The organism is Candidatus Pseudothioglobus sp. Uisw_041, assembly GCF_048087625.1.
In the GTDB taxonomy this organism is placed as follows: domain Bacteria; phylum Pseudomonadota; class Gammaproteobacteria; order PS1; family Pseudothioglobaceae; genus Pseudothioglobus.
In genome coordinates this window covers 638,185-655,357 of record NZ_CP159805.1, presented here as the reverse complement: position 1 = coordinate 655,357, position 17,173 = coordinate 638,185, and the positions used below count along the sequence as shown (strand labels likewise).

The following is a 17,173-nucleotide window of genomic DNA, read 5'->3' as shown; positions in this document are numbered from 1 at the left end:
GGTTAGTTAGGCCCCACTGATGCCTCGAGCCTAGGATATTTAAAACCTAAAGTAATTCCCCTTGCTAAGGAGAATATAATCAACGAAGCCCAAAGCCCATGATTGCCATATTTAGGAAGCAAAATGGCGAGTGCTATCAAATAAACACAAAAAGAAATAAACATCATATTGCGCATATCAGCGGTCCTTGTAGCGCCAATAAAAATTCCATCTAACATCCACGCCGCAACCCCAGCCAAAGGAGCGATCACCATCCAAGGCAGATACTCATAGCCAACAGTCCTCACATCCTGCGCAGTTGTCATGATATTAATAATACTATTACCAAAAACAAAAAATGCAAGCGCCATTAGAATCACTGAGCCAAGACCCCATTGACTTGTCATTACCACTGCCCTTCGAAATAGTGGTCTGTTTTTAGCGCCAAGAGCCTGCCCTACCAAAGCCTCTGCTGCAAAGGCGAACCCATCAAGAGCGTAGGCAGTAATATTTAAAAATTGAATCAGTACCTGGTTGGCAGCTAGCGTCGCATCATCAAAACTTGAGCCTAGAAACAAAAAACTAACGAAACTAATTTCTAGCAAAATAGAGCGAATCATTATGTCGCTATTTACTTTGGCCATTTGAATTAGGCGTACTCTATCAAATATCTGCAGCCAGTTTTTCCAGTAGCCATTATTAAAGCCTTCACGTGCAAGCCAGAGTCCAAATATAAGGCCTGACCATTCTGCTATCAGAGTTGCAATAGCGACCCCTTGAACGCCCCATCCAAGCTTTAAAACAAAAACTAAATCTAATGCAATATTAATCCCATTGAGAACCAATTGAAGTAGCAGAACTGCTCGCGTTTTTTCTTTAGCAATCAGCCAGCCAGTAATGCCAAAAAGAGCGATAGCAGCAGGCGCGCTATAGACCCTAATCTGTAAATATTTTTGCGCTAAACTTTCTACCTCCATAGAGGCTGGAGATAACTGCAGAGCCCCTAAAAAAATAGGTACCTGGGCAATAATTAATATCAGGCCAGCTGTGAAACCAATAATGACTCCTCTAACTAGAAGGGCTGATGTTTCAGGCTTGTCACCAGAGCCGATGGCTTGGGCGGTAAGGCCTGTTGTGCCCATTCGCAAAAAACCAAACAGCCAGTAGATTGCCGTGATGATGATTGCGCCAATACCGACAGCGCCGATAGGAACAGCTAAGCCTAACTGCCCGACAACCGCAGTATCGACAGCGCCTAAAATTGGGATTGTAGCGTTAGCCAATACGATTGGAATAGCCACACCCAAGACTCTCTTATGCGAAAGGCCTGTAGATTTAGTTTGCATTTTTTAGGGTTTAATTGATGCCGTTAATGGACTTCTTTTTTAAACTTTTGATTAAAGAGCTTAAATCGCCAGTACAGAATAAATGCAAGGAAAGCATAAACTAACTTAGCAACAACAAAGACACCTGGAGTGCTTACAAATTTTGCGAGCCAGTTATAGCCCTTGGTGTTACTCCACACATAGATAAAAGCTTCAACGCCTTTTATTTCCGAGCCATCTGGAAATTCAACATAAAGCGCTTTTAAGTACTTATCACCCTTCTGACTGCAGTTTTCATATTCGAGATGTGAGCGTTTTTTGTAGTGCTTAATTTCAAAGTTACAGATACTGCACTCTTCATTAAACAAAACCTTTCCTGATAATTGAGTTTTCATAAATTTCTTTGGGATGAATATATAAACTGCATTATACAAGTCAGAGTGATAAAGTTAATTATGTATTAGTCTTTAAAAAATATAGCAGACAATAGATTAATAAGCATCACTTAACTTAATAATATACTACAATATCAGAATGAAAAAAATTCTACTTTTTTTAGTAATATCTGTTGGGTTAGTTAGTGTTTATTATAATTATGAACTAGCAGATGAAAAGGCTGCTGCTGCATCAGCGTCAGCTGAGCAAGCTGAACTTCTCGATGCAGAGCTTGCTGCATTTGAAGCCGAACTTGTTGCTAAACTTGCCCTCCAGGAAAAAGAAACAGAGACAGCAAGACAAGCTGCTCTTGATGCATTCCTTCAAAAACTAGCGGATGAAAAAGCTGCTGCTGCAAAGTCTACAGCTGCCTATCAAGATAGTCTTATAGAATCAGAACTTGCTGCCTTCGAAGCGCAACTTGAGGCTGAATTAGCTGCTCAAGAAATGATGGCTGAAATACAAGCAGAGATGGCAAGACAAGCTGCCCTTGAAGCCTTCCAAGCAAAACTAGCTGCGGATAAAGCTGCTGCTGCCAAGTCTACAGCTGCTTATCAATCTAAACGTGCAAATGATGCAAGGATTGCTGCGCTTATGGACCAGCTCAATACCGAAAAAGAATTGGCAAACTTTGAAGCGCAACTTGAGGCTGAATTAGCTGCTCAAGAAATGATGGCTGAAATACAAGCAGAGATGGCAAGACAAGCTGCCCTTGAAGCCTTCCAAGCAAAACTAGCTGCGGATAAAGCTGCAGCTGCAGCATCAACTACCGCTTACCAAGCTAAGGTAGCACGCGATGAACGATTAAAGAACAAGAGAGCTGAACTTAAGCTTGAAAGTGAACTTGCTGCCTTCGAAGCGAAACTTGAGGCTGAATTAGCTGCTCAAGAAATGATGGCTGAAATACAAGCAGAGATGGCAAGACAAGCTGCCCTTGAAGCCTTCCAAGCAAAACTAGCGGATGAAAAAGCTGCAGCTTCTGCGTCAACTGCTGCTTATCAGGCAAAACTTTCTTCAGAAGCAATAGAAAGAGAAATTGATGAATTTGAAGCCGAATTAATGGAAGAGCTCTTAGAGGAATCTACTGGTGTAGAGATAACAATAACTGGGGAAACTCATAACTTATGTAGATCTACTTTAGGTTTATCTGAAATTAATATTCAGTTATATAACGAAGCATTATTAGGCGGCTATCTTGGAAATATAGGTCCTCAAGTAGAGAATGGCACGGAATTTTCAAGCACTAGATGGGATAATTATATTTCTTGTATTAGCTCTTTAAATAGTGAACTTTAGATCATAAAGATTACTTACTAAACCTTCCATAAATATAGCCAGCGATTGTTGCAAAAATAGCAAATGGAGCTGACATCATAAGCCAATAAATTATATTATTGACACTCTGATCAACAACAAAAGGGCGAATATAAAAGGAAGTCGAAGCGAATAGGCTCCAAGCAAAAAAAGTTCGTGCAAAATAAATAGGTCTATTTTCTGAATCAAACCTAGGTCTAGCAATCTTAAAAAAAAGATACCCAAAGCCAACTGAAACAAGAATACTTATAAAATTAATCATTTTTTAGATCTCCGAAAATATAAAAAATTAGGTCTACCTTGCGTTACATATTGGGCACTTTAAATCTTTACCAATTTTAACCTTTCTAAAACTTAAATCTAAGCCGTCAACGAGGAGAAGTGTTCCGCATAGCTCATCCCCTAAGCTCAAAATAACCTTGATAGCCTGCAAAGCCTGAATAGTCCCAATGAGTCCAGCTACAGGCGCTAAAACACCATTTTGAACGCAACTCTCATTGTCATCTCCCTCTTCAGAATAGAGGCACTGGTAGCAAGGTTGGTCCTTCTCGTAACCCTTAAAAACAGAGACCTGACCTTCAAAACGAATCACCGCAGCTGAAACAAGAGGCTTTTCAAACTCAACGCAGGCCTTGTTAATTTCAAAGCGACTTTCAAAGTTGTCTGTGCCGTCAAGAACAAGGTCAACATCTTTAACTAATGAAGAAAGATTACCCATATGAACGAGCTCGTTTGCAATCGTTACTTTAATTTCTGGATTAAGCTCAATCAATTTATTTTTAGCAGAATTGACCTTGTCTTCACCGATGTCTTTAGTTTGGTGAATGATTTGACGCTGAAGATTTGAAAGCTCTACCTGGTCAAAATCAGCAATTATTATATGGCCAACTCCCGCAGCTGCTAAATAAAGAGCTGTAGGAGATCCAAGACCGCCCATACCAATAATTAGTACTGTAGAGTCCATAATTTTTTGCTGCCCCTCAATATCAATCTGAGGCAACATAATTTGCTTAGAGTATCTGAGTAGCTCTTGGTCTTTCATTAATTTATTACTTAAAGTACTTATTAATTTTTGGCAAAATTACCATTTGACAGTAGGGCTGATTAACATTGTTGTTGAAGTAATCTTGGTGATAAGCCTCCGCAGGATAAAATACATCAAGCTCTGTAATTTCAGTTACTGCGCCCTTTATGTTTCCAATAACTGAAGTTGCAATTTGCTTCTGTGAATCACTGGTATAAAAGATAGCCGATCGGTACTGTGTTCCTTTGTCTGCGCCCTGCTGATTTAGGGTCATTGGATTGTGAGTCTCAACAAAAACCTCTAATAAAGATTCATAGCTGACTTCGCTCTCATCAAAGTCAACTTTTAAGACTTCTGCGTGTCCAGTTTGGCCTGTACATATTGCCTCATACGTCGGGTTTTGAGTCGACCCATTACAATAGCCATTTTTTACTTCTTTGACGCCGTTAACGCGCTGAAAGATTGCCTCTACGCACCAAAAGCAACCGCCTGCAAGGTAAGCTGTTTGCATAATTAATTGTCGTTTATTAAAAGAATATAGTATAACTTATGATGACAAAAAAATGAATAAATGAACTCTAAATCTTAGCTTTCAGACAATCCACTTAAGTCAAATAAATGTACTGGTACTCAACCGGTTCATTAATGCAGATTTCTACCCTTCTTCTTTAACCCACTTAATCGGTAATAATTATATATTTAATAATTGTTTTCTAATTAATACGCCTTAACTAGTGGTTTAGTTAAATACTATTAAAGAACTACTATCCCTCGCATATTTACTCAGACTTTGAAGGGTTCGGGGGGGAGTCCCCTTATATTTACCAGATTCATTTTAATAAATCCAAGTAAGATTTTAACTGGTTCTGGAGGCGCTGAACTTTCCTTAAGACCTAATTAATAGGCCTCTTAAGGAACTACTGCTGGCTCTGAGGTTGTTAAATAAAGTTGTGGGGCAGAAATTCCAACCTTATACATCCATGCGGGGCCCTCATATGTGAATTCCGAATCATTCCAATCCACACCTGAACCCCCAAATTCTAAATGAGAAATCTCTTCTTGCTTAAATTTTAGATCAAAGAGAGAGTTTGCAGTAACCACTACAGGACTTGGCAGAATAGCGGTAAATAGAACCTTTGCTGTATTCTCACAGGTTGTGGCAAACGTGTCGTCACTCTGCAAAAGGTTGCTAATTATATTGTAGTTGACGCCATCAACATCAGTTGCTGTAAAGGCGAATCGATCACCATTTGCAAGAAAAGTACTCACATCACTGTCATCGTAACAGGCATCACTTCCATTATGATCTTGTAAGATATTTGTAAGCTCATAAGTCCATTGTGCTGTCCCTGGTGATGAGTCACAAGCAACTAACATCAAACCACCTGAAACTGCCTGACCGTGAGCAAGAGAGAGAGTTGCTCTATTATTGTATGTCGTTGGTCCTGGATGATCGGTCCAGCAATATGTCCCTTTTGACCGAGTTTGACAACTACTATCATCTAAGTCCGCTTCAGCTTGAGCACTTCCATAATCTGAACACCTCGACAACACATCATTGGTAGTTCTCCACGAGGCCAGAGTTCCATATTTACTGCTAAGGACAAACGCTATATAGTTATAGGAGCCAGGGGCCACCCCGAATCCTGGTGTTGCCAGTGCGCTCGATAGTCCTTGCGTAAGAATATGCTCTATTCCAGCAGCTGAATCTAAAATATACTGACAAGAGCTTAAATCATTAGAGGAAGTATCCGCGGTGCAAAGTGCGATTTTAAAAATCGTGAATTTAGTGGCAGTTGGGGTTATTGTGCAGGAGGAAGAAGCGCTATCTCCATTATTAACAGCAAGGCCAGGTGTTGGGGCAGTTCTTATATCTGCAGGTGTAACAATTGCTCCTGCTCCATCAACTACACAATTGGCATTGGCAACTGTTGAGGTGAGAGTTAAGATTAAAAATATACTAGATAGTAATAGGCGTAAATACATGATTTTTATGTTAGAAAAAAAAGGAATTTTAATCTATAGCTAGGGAAAGATAAACATCATAATGAACTACATATGTATAAATAATAATTTATAGCTATCCATACCAACTTCAGAGCAACCATCCCTCGTATATATACAGACTTTGAAGGTACGGGGGGAGGCTCATTGAGCTCGGCTACGATTTAATTGAAATGCCTTTACTAAGTCTTTTCAAACTAAATCTCCGCACAAAATCCTATAACTACTTTAAGATATGCATTTGAGTGTCTATAATTCTCAATAAGATATATATAGTCTATAGGAGTGGTTTTGCAAGGAAGCATCAACAAAAGTCATGGTAATGGCCTAGTATTAATTCTTTTAGCGCTCGCTATACTTGCTTTAGTTTGGCTATTTACCCCCTTCATTGCCTACCTTTTCCTGTCCCTATTGATCTGCATATCGACTTTCAGTAGCTTTGAAAATCTGTCTCAAAAATACTCAAAAAATCGTGCTGCGATACTAATGACGCTGCTTGTGACTACGCTCCTAATACTGCCCCTTGGATACATTCTGCTGGTTAGCGGAATAGAGGTTACAGCTCTGATTAACAAACTGCAAAACGACTTTCAGATGAGTGAAATCAGCAGAATAACCGATGAAATAATTATGGGACTGCCTTTGTCAGACTCGATACGTGAGTTTCTTGACAGCTCTCTTCGCAACAACCTCGAATCAATTGCAATTACCATTAAAGACTTTTCGATTGTAATTTTGAAAAGCATTACTACGCTCTCTAGTCAGTTTATCTTTTTCGTGATTATTACAATCTTCTCGCTTTACTACTTTTATATTGATGGGCCATCGTTCATTGAGAAAATTAAAAAGGCATCCCCTTTAGATAAAAAAATTGACAACTTACTTCTTAATCAGTTCTCTGGATTATCTTTAACGCTTGTAGGCAGCGTCTTTTTAATTTCAATCACTCAAGGAGTAGCTTTTGCAATAGGGGTAATGATTGTTGGATTGCCGGCCTTGTTTTTTGGGGTTGCGATGGCTCTAGCAAGCTTTATTCCGGTACTAGGAGGAGTCCTAGTCTGGCTGCCGTTGTCTATCTATTTGTTTGCAACAGGCGAAACCGTTAATGCACTAATCATCGTCTTTTTTGGCGCAATTTTAGCAGGCACACTCATTGATAATTTTCTAAGGCCTATTATTATTAAGAAGCTATCAAGCTCTATGAATCAACAAAGCGCGTTAAACCATACTCTGATTACTGTCCTTTCAACGTTTGCTGGAATAATTAAGTTTGGCATTCTAGGCCTCTTTATTGGGCCAATCATTGCTGCAATGTCGATTACTATATTTGAGATTTATCAGATTCAATTTGGTAGCCCTGAGCGCTCTTCTTAATAAATAACGTAAAACTATGAATGTAAATGGATTAATTGAAATGGCCTGGAGCGATGAGGCAACTTTTTCAGATATTGAAAGAGAATTTGGCATCAAAGAGCCCGAGGTCAAACGCATCATGCAAAGCAACTTGAAGCCAGGATCTTATAGACTATGGCGTAAACGAGTGCGCTGGATAAAAGAAAAACAAAAGAAACACCTTAAAGTTTAAAAACAATACTGCTATCTAACGGACAGGTATTTTCTAAAAAACTAACTAAAAATCTGACTATAACAGTAAAATAATTGAATGGGATTAAATACAGACATTAGTGAAGTTATCACTCAGATTGACAAGGTTATTACATCACAAGATGGCAGATGGCTCAATGTCTCTGACTACAACCTCAAGAGCAAAGATCGTAAAAATATGAAATCGGTGTATGGCTTAATCCATGACATACTTCATCATGTCGAAAATGACCAAAGAATTGTTGACCGAACCCATAAAGATAATCTAGAATATCTTTATAAAAAAACTGTTGAGCACGTAAAAAACCTCAGTTAGAAAAAGGCTCACTAATAAAAATTGTTAGTAATGAATCCTTGGCATCATGAGGTCTCTGGATTTTTTAATTTATTTATTCATTTAGTTTTTATTCATTATGAAAGCAGCGTTTACTTTATTACTTTTTGTATTGTCTTTTGGACCAATAGGTGCCGTTTCAGCTGATTACTCCGATGGCTGGGATGCCTATAAAAAAGAAAACTATTTAAAAGCACTGGTTGAATGGCTCCCCCTTGCAGAACAGGGCGCCCCTCAAGCGCAATATAACTTAGCCGGAATGTATGCAAAGGGCTATGGGGTTAAGATGGATGATGCAATGGCAGTTTACTGGTACACAAAGGCAGCAGAACAAGACCATCCTAGGGCTCAGTATAATTTAGGCGTCATGTACTTACTTGGTACTGGTGTAGACAATTCCTATGATGAGGCCAAGAAATGGCTTCAGTTATCCTATGCGAATGGGATTGATGAAGCTGAAACGATCTGGAATAATAATCAACTTTGGAAATATTGATTCTTTGTTTAAACCACTTAATTAATAATGAATCATTATAAGGGGTCAATAAAAACCATTGTTAAATCCGGGTTGATAAACAACCATTAAAGGTATATTCCCTTCATTAAGGATCTGGATGATTATTTTTTCAAAAAAAAAATAGACAGTCTTTTTTGCTCGGTGAATTTCCAGAAAATAAATTGAGTAAAGTTAATAATTAATGAATTATAAAAAGGAAAAAATGAAAACTATTACTAGTATGATTAAAGATACAAAGAAAAAAGCTTTTACGTTAATTGAGCTTTTAATCGTAGTTGCAATTATTGGAATTCTTGCTGGAGTTGGTGTTCCAATGTACAACGGCTATATGGCGGATGCCAAAGTGAAAAGTGCTGCAACAAACCACAAAAACGTAAAATCTTTTGTAGCAGCAACGCTTACTAAATGTGCTACAGGTTCTACATCTGTTGAGCTGGGTAGTACTCCCCGAGCTTGTAGTGGAAGTGTGTCCTCGTGGGCTAGTTGGTTCAGAACATACTTTAACAGTATTAGCAAGAACCCATATGGTGGAATCGCTACCACAACTTCTTCAAGTCCTGCAGATGGTCAAACTGCCATCGGTTCTACTACTGCTGGAGGTGTAAATCGCATTTGGATAAGAACAGATACTGGTAGTGGCTATGCTCCAGTTAGTGGCTATGATTATATTACAAAAGAGTAAGATTATCACTTTTAAAGAAAATATTAAAACCCGCTTTATGGCGGGTTTTACACTTATAGAGCTTCTTATTGTGGTTGCTATAATTGGTATTTTAGCGGGTGTTGGCGTGCCAATGTACAACGGCTATATTCAAGGCTCGAAAGAAGATGTCGCCAAGAATAATCTGAGGTCAATTGCATTGATGGAGGCTAGCTACTTTTCTGATAATAATAGTTACTATTATTCTACTAGTACTGCAAACATTAATACCAATCTATTTAACAAAAATACACTAGACCTCAATGGTCCCTATAATTACCGGGTTTTAAATCACCCTAGCGGGTTTCAGGCAGTTGCAGTGGAAAAAAGCGGGCAAAACGTAACGAGGTTCTGCCTCACTGAGAACAATGATTTAAAGAGTGGTGGTCAGTGCCCTTAGGATTTAGATAGCCCAAAGGTAGATACTTAAAATGTATCTCCCATTGCAAACATTGGGGTGTACATCGCAACCAATATCCCGCCTACCGTAACGCCCATAAAGACCATCATTATTGGCTCAAGCATAGCGGTCAATTTTTCAATTACAATATCCATCTCACCCTCATAATAGCTCGCAATTGAGCCGTACATTTCTTCCATATTACCGGTCCTCTCACCAACTGAAACAAGGGCCACAAAAGAAGCAGGAAAGATTTTTGGGGTTTTTTCAAACAACTGAGATAACGGCTCCCCTGAAAAAACGCCGCGACGCACGTTCACCATCGCCTCCTTGATCACAAGATTATTGCTGGCACTCGCTGCAATATCCAAAGCCTCCATTTCAGGAACCCCTGCCGCTCTCAAGTTGCCCTGAATCATCGCAATCTTAGAAATAGATGATTTAAGAACTAAACCCCCAAATAGGGGTAATTTAAGGACTAATTTATGCCACGCCATCTTAATCTTAAAGTTTTTATTGATTGCAAATGATGTAGACATGAATATAACCACTATTGAAATTGCAAGGACGCCGCCTTTTAGTGGGTTTCGAAGAAAGTTACTAATGTTAACAACGGCCTGCGTTGCAGCTGGAAGGCCGCCAGCCTTACCTTCGAACATTTCTTCGAATACAGGAACAACAAAAACAAGCATCAAAGTAACCACCGCCATGGCGACAATTAGAAGAATCATTGGGTACATCATTGCGCCCTTAATACTGCTTTTAATTTTCTCCTGCTTCTCCATATTAATTACTAATTTAGACAAAAACAGCTGCACCTTACCACTCGACTCTCCAGCCCTAAGAAGATTGATATAGATATTATCAAACGCTCCAGGAAATTTCTCAAAAGAGTCAGACAGTGTGTTACCTGTCTCAACAGATTGATGGATGTCATTGACAATCAACTTAAAGCCTTTATGCTCTGTTTGGAGCTCGATCATCTTAATGCTTTCAAGAATCGGCAATCCAGCGCGGACCATGGTTTCGAACTTTTTGGTAAAGGTAATGACCTCTGTGATGGGAACTTTTTTTGGAATCTTTTTTACTTTTTTTGACTCTTTTGCCTCTTTTTTTACCTTAATGACGTCTTCTTTTCCTGATATTTTCTCTAAAGAAGTAATAATAATCTTATCCTCCTTTAACTTAAAAGCTGCCTCATCTTTATTGATAGCAACAACCTTGCCTTCAGTATATTTATTACCAAGTATGCCTTTATAAGAGTACGTTACTGCCATATATAATCCAATTAATCGAGTATCAGTATTCTTTTGTATTCATCGATGGAAACAGAACCGTCTTTAAGAAAAGTTCTACCAATCTCCTGCATGTTTAAAAATTTATCTTTTTCTAATGCAATCTTTTTCAGTTCAGGAGTAGTTTTCTCTTGTAGAATCCCTTCAATTAAATTTTCAGAGATTCTTAGCACCTCATAGATACCTTTTCGACCTTTGTAGCCAGTACCATTACAAGTATCACACCCACCCCCTTTAAACAAGGTAACCCTTGTAGACTCTTCAGCAGAAAAACCAACAGCTCGAAGCTGACTTTCATTAACATCTTCGTCTTCAATAAGACACTCTGAACAATTTTTTCTTGCTAAACGCTGAGCCACAATTAGAGTTAGGGCAGACGTAATTAAGTACGGCTGGACCCCCATATTTAGAATTCGAGTAATTGTACTTACGGCGTCATTGGTGTGAAGCGTAGAGAGTACTAGGTGACCAGTTAAGGCAGCTTTAATCGCAATTTCAACCGTCTCTTGATCACGGATCTCACCAACCATTACAACTTCAGGGTCTTGCCTTAGAAACGATCGCAGTGCAGAAGCAAAGGTCATCCCATAGTCTGGCTTAACATGCACCTGGCCAACACCATTCAGTGTGAATTCCACAGGATCTTCAGCTGTAAGAATATTAATATCTTCTTTGTTTATTTTATTAAGCGCTGCATAAAGGGTTGTTGATTTACCTGAGCCAGTTGGACCGGTCACAAGAACCATCCCTTGGGGCGAACTGATTGCATCAATAAATGCTTTTTCATCATCCTCATGAAACCCTAGTTTTTCGATAGAAAGGTCAATTCCATCGGTATCTAAAATACGCATTACAACTCTTTCACCGAAACTTGTTGGCATACAGGACACTCGAAAATCGACTTCTTTTTCATCGACCTTTAGAGTAATAGCACCATCTTGAGCCTTTCTTCTCTCAGCAATGTCAAGCTTTGACATAATCTTGATACGCGTAATAATTTTCGAATAATTTTCATATAACACTTTACTGGTTCCAGGCTCTTCCATTAACACGCCGTCAAGCCTAAAGCGCATCCTAGCAGAATGCTTAAAAACCTCAAAATGAACATCACTGACGCCTTCTTTGATTGCCTTTTTGAGGTTTGTATCAATAAATTGAACAACTACAGCGGAGTATTTTTCATCAACCTCTTCATCACTCATGGCAGCTTTAGCTTTAGCAGGCTCTTTGGCTTTCTTAGCTAGTGGGGTCGGTATTTGAGGCTCAGATTTTTTTGCAGCTGCAATAGCTTTTTCTTTTTCAGCTGCCTGGTTGGAGCTATTTGTTTTTAAAGGCTTCGGAGTTCTTGGAGCTGACGCCGATGATGGATCAATCGTGTTAAAGCTATCTAAAATTTTAGTGATTTGACTGATAGTTACCAGATAAGGGTTAACCTTCTTATCTGTCAGCAACGCAATACTTTGCATTTGATTGAGTGCAGATGGCTCAGAGATAGCGACATCTAAAGTGTGCCCATGAATGCTAATTGGGACTATTCTATTTTCAGTTATATATTTTTTAGGTAATATATCAGAAGTAGAAAAATCTATATTTTCTGTATCAAGGCTGGGTAAGAACTCAATGTCATAACTACTTGAGATGGCATTAGCAATGGTCTTTTCATCCGTAAATCTAAAATCAATAAGGGTTTCAATCAAGCACTTCTCACCCTCATCACTCGAAACCATAGCGCTTTTTAAGTCACTCTCACTTATCAAACTATTGCTATGAAGTAAGCTAGCAATTTGCTCAGCTGATTCTAATGGTATACCGAGAGTCGCCATATGAATAATGTATTAAATTATGGTAGGAGCAAGAAAAATTAGGATCTCTTTTCGAACTTCTTTTTTATCTACTTTTTTAAATAGATTTCCAATTAAAGGAAGGTCACTTAATACTGGAGTTTGAGATCTTGAATCTTGGACATCTTGTGTAAACACCCCACCAATTACAACAATAGTTTGATCTTGAACTAGTAATTTTGTTGTGATCGTGCTTTTGTTTATTGATGGTTCAGATTGAGTTTGATCAGCGGTTGATTTTTCAACTTCAACTGTAAGGATGATATTCCCGTCACCCACAAGCACTGGCGTTACTTCCAATGTGATCCCTGCATCCTTGAACGCAAGCGTCGCCACTCCATCTTCAACTAATGTATACGGTATCTCATCTACTTGTTTAATTTCTGCCTTCTGCCCGTCAAGTGTAAATACTCTTGGGTTCGATAGAACCTTGGTAATACCCTTGCTTTCTGCTGCTTTTAATTCAATCGCTAAATTTTTAGTGGAAGTTCCTAGGACTAATCCCAGCAAATTTCCATTAATAGTTCCTTGATTCTCAAACAAACCAGTTACATCAACAGTATCAGTGCTACCTTCATCTCTAAGTCCTAAGATATTAGCGTCAGGCCCAGTAATTCCAAATTTTGCTCCAAGACCCTGACCAAAGCTCTCTGAAGCCTCAACAATAAAGGCTTCAATTAAAATTTGTTTTATTCTTACATCTAATTCAGCGATTAATGTTTCAATTAAATCTAACTCTTCTTTGGTTGCCTTAACGATTATGTAATTAAGTCTTTCATCAATAGTAATCTCGATACCGTAACTTGTGCCCTCTTCAGCTTCACTAGACGAGCCATTAAGAATACTTTGGATTTCTTTGCTGATAGTACTGGCATCTGTATAGTACAACTTAAAGATTTCAGTATAAAGAGGTTCAAGACTACGTTGAGATAGTCTTAATGTCGTCTCTGTTGCAACGCTCGCAAGAGCAAATGCTTCCTGGGCTACAATATTCTCTCGACTATGGATACGTATGATATTCCCAACAGGATCTACGCTTTTAGCTAAATCTTTAATTTTTAGAATTGAATCAAGGGCACTATCCCAAGGCACATTTTCAAGTTTTGCAGAGACTTCACCTTTAACTTCATCTCCTATTAAAATATTCACACCAGTTGCGCCAGAAAACATTATTGCCATATCATGAATTGAGATATTATCAAAATTTACTGTTATAGGAAAAATAGCATTACTATCTGCTATTTGGTCCGCAACAAGTATATTTTCTTTCTCTTCTTTATCAATTTGTCTTCTATTTGTTGCTTTTGTAATATTATATGAAGCAGCATCAGAATCTAAAACTGGACCAGTCTCAGCAGAATTTTTAACCTGCTCTTTGCTATCTGCAATAAAAGTTTCTGAATCGATTAATAAAGAACCCTGATTAATCTCTAATAAAGCACCTTTATTGAGGTCAGATGATGGAAATGTTTGGCCAGATAATGGCACACAAGATGACAGAAAAATTACTAGTAGTCCTAATATTAATTTATTACTCTGAATTTGCATTTGAAACACTCCTATTCCTTACAGCTAGAGATGTAACGTTACTATCTTCAGTTACCTCAATTCCTTCATAATTAATACCTGTTATTGACCCATTTGCGTTACCTAGCTTATCTCCAATTCTCACAAAGTATTCATCGCCAGTTAACGTCCTTATGAAAGCAGTTTTCATCGATGGGGAGATCATAATACCAATTATAGTATTTGATCTAATTGCGTTTTGAAGAAGTGGGTGAAGGCTTTGATCTATCGGCTCACTCGATAAACTACTCCCTTGGGATGAATTATTATTAGTCGAAGGAAGCGAGCCAAATGCATTTTCTGCTGCATAAGAAATACTAGCCAATGATGCCAATAATAATATTAAATATAAGACACTTACAAATTTAGTTTTCATTAGAATTCCTCTTCATTTATTTCAACTGTTGGATCTGCACATTGTTCTGCCTCATTCTTAGGAAGACGATATGTTGCAATTATCATTACAACTTTAACGTCACCACCTTTTGATTCTGACCCAACCACAATTGACTCTTTGTTTATATTCATAATTTTGTTGAGTTGTGCTAAGCCATTTCTGAAATTAGTGAACTGCGAATAGTTCCCAGTGATTTCAAGATTGACAGAAAAATCATAATATCCGACTTGTTGAAGCTGCCCCGCTCCTTCCATCTCTTCATCTATAAACTGCTCTTCATCTATAAACTGCTCTTCATCAATAATCTCATCTTCATTGCCCATGGAATTATTTGCACAATTACCATCTGAAAAAATCGGCTTTTCAATACCCTTTTCAATTTTAGTTATAGTCAACTTATTTTTCATAGCAAGTAAGCTGATTTGACCATAAAGATCTTCCAATTCTTTGTTAGTATAAAATAAAGTAGAGCGCCTTTCATACTCGGCTTGAGCTATTTTTAGATCTTTTTGAATTTGCTCAATATTCACTGAAAGCTCATTAATTTCAAATTTAATAGATTCAATTTGAGATATTTTATTATTCTTAATTCTTAAATCTTCTTTCGTTGGAAGGTATACAAAATAAACATACAAGGTAATAAAAACAAAGACAGCAACAACTACTAGTATTGTTTTAGTATGCGGGTTAGGGGCACTTTCAGCACCTTCTTTTGCATCTTTCTTTGAAAAAAGACCTTTGATTAGAGAGCCCACATCAACATTCATATCAAGCGCCATTATCTTTTCCCCTTGAGTCAATAGTTTCTTGCTCAATTAAAATAATTTTAATAACAAATGACTTAACTTCTTGATTCGATACAGTTTTAACAGACATGGTTGATAGTGAAGCTTTATCAATTACATCAATTATGGCTAGGTTATCTATAAAGCTTAAGATACTCCCATCATTTGATGAAATACCACTAATCACAATATCACTAGCACCACTGTAATCAATTTTAGTTAATTTTAAAGAATTACCTGGAATTGCAGAATTAATACCAACCAATACTGAGTACATAAACCTTTGGTTTGAAGTTAAATTGCTTGTAGCATTTAAGATAGTTTCAAGTGATTGTTTTTTAATATTTAAATCTTCAAATATAATTTGTTTTTCTGCTCTTATAGGCTCTAGCTCGTTATATTCAATCATGAGGTTATCGACTCTATCAACCTCAGTTCCACTAGCAAGAAAATTCCATAACCCAAATGCAACCACAAAAACTGCAAATATAACTACGCCCCAACGTGACAAGAATTTCATTTTTTCTTGGTTTTTTACGCTATCCCTATTGGGCAATAGGTTAATGTTATTTGTGCCTGTAACATACTCATAATAGCCAAAGACATCTAATTTTCTTGTGGCCAAACCTAAGGCAGATGAGAATATTGAGCTGTTGAGTTCGGCAGATGATTTTTCTTGTAAATTTTCAGGTACCTCTACATTCAGTAATGAGTCAAAAACCTCAACATTGATTTTAGGAAGCGCTTCATTAAAATTTACAACAGTTCTCTGAATATTTGGCATTGATGATGAGATCAGCAAGGTTTCAATTGGCTGCGTTTTATATTTTGCAGTGTACGAGGAAATCATTTGGTTAACCTGCATTGAGAAACGATTACTTATCCCCATCATTTGCTCGTCGGTGGAATCTTGATCCATCAGAGTGTTTCTATCTTTCTCGGACAAATATATATCAGAAATGAATGGTGAGTCCTTATGAAGAATTAAAATATAATTTTCAAACGCTCCAAACTCAACAATAGCAACAGGGGAATCCGATTTGGTTAAGTCAGATCTTAGTGCAAGAGCATTTCGAGTTGCAAAGCAGCGAACATCGACAACGACTGGGTTAAGGCCGGCCTGCCTTACAATGTTAAGGTAATTATCAATATCATCTAATTTAGATGCTACGAATAATAAATGCATTTGATTTTCAGCAGTATCTCTCTTTAGCACCTGCCAAAAAATAGAATAGTCTTCTAGGTTGTCTGCCAGCTGTACCGCATTCTCCCAGAGAGAGTCTGATGCAATGGCTACATTTAACTCCTCATCTGTCATCAGCGGAAGTGGAACTACTTTAATTATTGCACTGCTAACAGGAATCGAAACTGCAGCATTCTTGGTCTTAATTTTACTGGCTGTTATAAGCTGAACAAGTTTATTAACATAGCCCTCAGGGCTTTCAATAATTGAATAATTTGAGCCACCATCGATGTATTTATAACCAACCTTGGTTAAGGTCCATTTTTTCTTAGCTGAAGATAACTGTGCTACTCGTATACAGTTTGGAGTTATATCAACACCAACAACATCTTCTTGTTCAACCGTAAGCTTACTGAGATACCCTACAATTGATTTTATTATTTTTTTATAATTCATTGTTCCTGCCAAT

General features: G+C 37.8%; 19 protein-coding genes. 7 read left to right on the top strand and 12 right to left on the bottom strand.

The window, feature by feature from the left end:
* Positions 1-2: 2 nt before the first annotated feature.
* Together ABXT44_RS03345 and ABXT44_RS03340 are read right to left on the bottom strand one after the other, a co-directional pair.
* Positions 3-1,325: an MATE family efflux transporter gene (locus ABXT44_RS03345; RefSeq protein WP_416688091.1), complete on the bottom strand. Its 1,323-nt coding sequence runs from the start codon at positions 1,323-1,325 to the stop codon at positions 3-5.
* Between the two features lie 23 nt (positions 1,326-1,348).
* Positions 1,349-1,699 (bottom strand): DCC1-like thiol-disulfide oxidoreductase family protein, encoded by a 351-nt coding sequence (locus ABXT44_RS03340; protein WP_416688089.1) that lies wholly within the window; start codon positions 1,697-1,699, stop codon positions 1,349-1,351.
* Between the two features lie 139 nt (positions 1,700-1,838).
* On the opposite strand from ABXT44_RS03340, the gene ABXT44_RS03335 reads away from it, so the two are divergent.
* On the top strand, positions 1,839-3,035 hold the full coding sequence (locus ABXT44_RS03335) for a hypothetical protein (protein ID WP_416688087.1): 1,197 nt from the start codon (positions 1,839-1,841) through the stop codon (positions 3,033-3,035).
* Positions 3,036-3,045: 10 nt separating this feature from the next.
* Here ABXT44_RS03335 and ABXT44_RS03330 read toward each other — a convergent pair whose 3' ends face one another.
* From ABXT44_RS03330 to ABXT44_RS03315, 4 genes are all read right to left on the bottom strand, one after another.
* On the bottom strand, positions 3,046-3,315 hold the full coding sequence (locus tag ABXT44_RS03330; protein ID WP_416688085.1) for a hypothetical protein: 270 nt from the start codon (positions 3,313-3,315) through the stop codon (positions 3,046-3,048).
* A gap of 33 nt (positions 3,316-3,348) precedes the next feature.
* Positions 3,349-4,095, bottom strand: coding sequence for a HesA/MoeB/ThiF family protein (locus ABXT44_RS03325; RefSeq protein WP_416688083.1), 747 nt, complete (start codon positions 4,093-4,095; stop codon positions 3,349-3,351).
* Positions 4,096-4,102: 7 nt separating this feature from the next.
* Positions 4,103-4,588, bottom strand: coding sequence for a peptide-methionine (S)-S-oxide reductase MsrA (msrA, locus tag ABXT44_RS03320; RefSeq protein WP_416688082.1), 486 nt, complete (start codon positions 4,586-4,588; stop codon positions 4,103-4,105).
* A 398-nt stretch (positions 4,589-4,986) separates the two neighbouring features.
* The gene (locus tag ABXT44_RS03315) at positions 4,987-6,063 is read right to left on the bottom strand and encodes a hypothetical protein (RefSeq protein WP_416688080.1); all 1,077 of its coding nucleotides are present in this window, start codon (positions 6,061-6,063) and stop codon (positions 4,987-4,989) included.
* A 309-nt stretch (positions 6,064-6,372) separates the two neighbouring features.
* On the opposite strand from ABXT44_RS03315, the gene ABXT44_RS03310 reads away from it, so the two are divergent.
* The 6 genes from ABXT44_RS03310 to ABXT44_RS03285 all read left to right on the top strand — a co-directional run bounded on the left by ABXT44_RS03310 (position 6,373) and on the right by ABXT44_RS03285 (position 9,637).
* A complete protein-coding gene (locus ABXT44_RS03310) occupies positions 6,373-7,455 on the top strand; it encodes an AI-2E family transporter (RefSeq protein WP_416688079.1) in 1,083 nt (360 codons plus the stop codon).
* Positions 7,456-7,471: 16 nt separating this feature from the next.
* Positions 7,472-7,666, top strand: a complete 195-nt coding sequence (locus ABXT44_RS03305) for a TIGR03643 family protein (protein ID WP_416679224.1) — start codon at positions 7,472-7,474, stop codon at positions 7,664-7,666.
* A 78-nt stretch (positions 7,667-7,744) separates the two neighbouring features.
* Positions 7,745-8,002, top strand: coding sequence for a hypothetical protein (locus ABXT44_RS03300; RefSeq protein ID WP_416679223.1), 258 nt, complete (start codon positions 7,745-7,747; stop codon positions 8,000-8,002).
* Positions 8,003-8,099: 97 nt separating this feature from the next.
* Complete coding sequence (locus ABXT44_RS03295) at positions 8,100-8,516, top strand: tetratricopeptide repeat protein (RefSeq protein WP_416688077.1); 417 nt, start codon at positions 8,100-8,102, stop codon at positions 8,514-8,516.
* 223 nt (positions 8,517-8,739) lie between these two features.
* Positions 8,740-9,219 carry a pilin gene (locus ABXT44_RS03290; protein ID WP_416688075.1) on the top strand — a complete coding sequence of 160 codons (480 nt, stop codon included), beginning with the start codon at positions 8,740-8,742 and terminating at the stop codon, positions 9,217-9,219.
* Between the two features lie 37 nt (positions 9,220-9,256).
* A complete protein-coding gene (locus ABXT44_RS03285) occupies positions 9,257-9,637 on the top strand; it encodes a type IV pilin protein (protein ID WP_416679218.1) in 381 nt (126 codons plus the stop codon).
* Between the two features lie 26 nt (positions 9,638-9,663).
* Here the strand turns inward: ABXT44_RS03285 and ABXT44_RS03280 are convergent, their stop codons facing one another.
* The 6 genes from ABXT44_RS03280 to pilM are packed head-to-tail and all read right to left on the bottom strand — an operon-like array spanning position 9,664 to position 17,160.
* On the bottom strand, positions 9,664-10,914 hold the full coding sequence (locus ABXT44_RS03280; RefSeq protein WP_416679216.1) for a type II secretion system F family protein: 1,251 nt from the start codon (positions 10,912-10,914) through the stop codon (positions 9,664-9,666).
* 11 nt (positions 10,915-10,925) lie between these two features.
* Positions 10,926-12,755, bottom strand: a complete 1,830-nt coding sequence (locus ABXT44_RS03275) for a GspE/PulE family protein (RefSeq protein ID WP_416688073.1) — start codon at positions 12,753-12,755, stop codon at positions 10,926-10,928.
* 12 nt (positions 12,756-12,767) lie between these two features.
* A complete protein-coding gene (pilQ, locus tag ABXT44_RS03270) occupies positions 12,768-14,321 on the bottom strand; it encodes a type IV pilus secretin PilQ (RefSeq protein ID WP_416688071.1) in 1,554 nt (517 codons plus the stop codon).
* Positions 14,305-14,715 carry a hypothetical protein gene (locus ABXT44_RS03265; RefSeq protein ID WP_416679210.1) on the bottom strand — a complete coding sequence of 137 codons (411 nt, stop codon included), beginning with the start codon at positions 14,713-14,715 and terminating at the stop codon, positions 14,305-14,307. Before ABXT44_RS03265 ends, pilQ begins: the two co-directional genes overlap by 17 nt.
* Positions 14,715-15,515, bottom strand: coding sequence for a type 4a pilus biogenesis protein PilO (locus ABXT44_RS03260; RefSeq protein WP_416679209.1), 801 nt, complete (start codon positions 15,513-15,515; stop codon positions 14,715-14,717). The genes ABXT44_RS03265 and ABXT44_RS03260 overlap by 1 nt, the downstream gene beginning before the upstream one ends.
* Positions 15,505-17,160, bottom strand: coding sequence for a pilus assembly protein PilM (gene pilM / locus ABXT44_RS03255; protein WP_416679207.1), 1,656 nt, complete (start codon positions 17,158-17,160; stop codon positions 15,505-15,507). Before pilM ends, ABXT44_RS03260 begins: the two co-directional genes overlap by 11 nt.
* Positions 17,161-17,173: the final 13 nt, after the last annotated feature.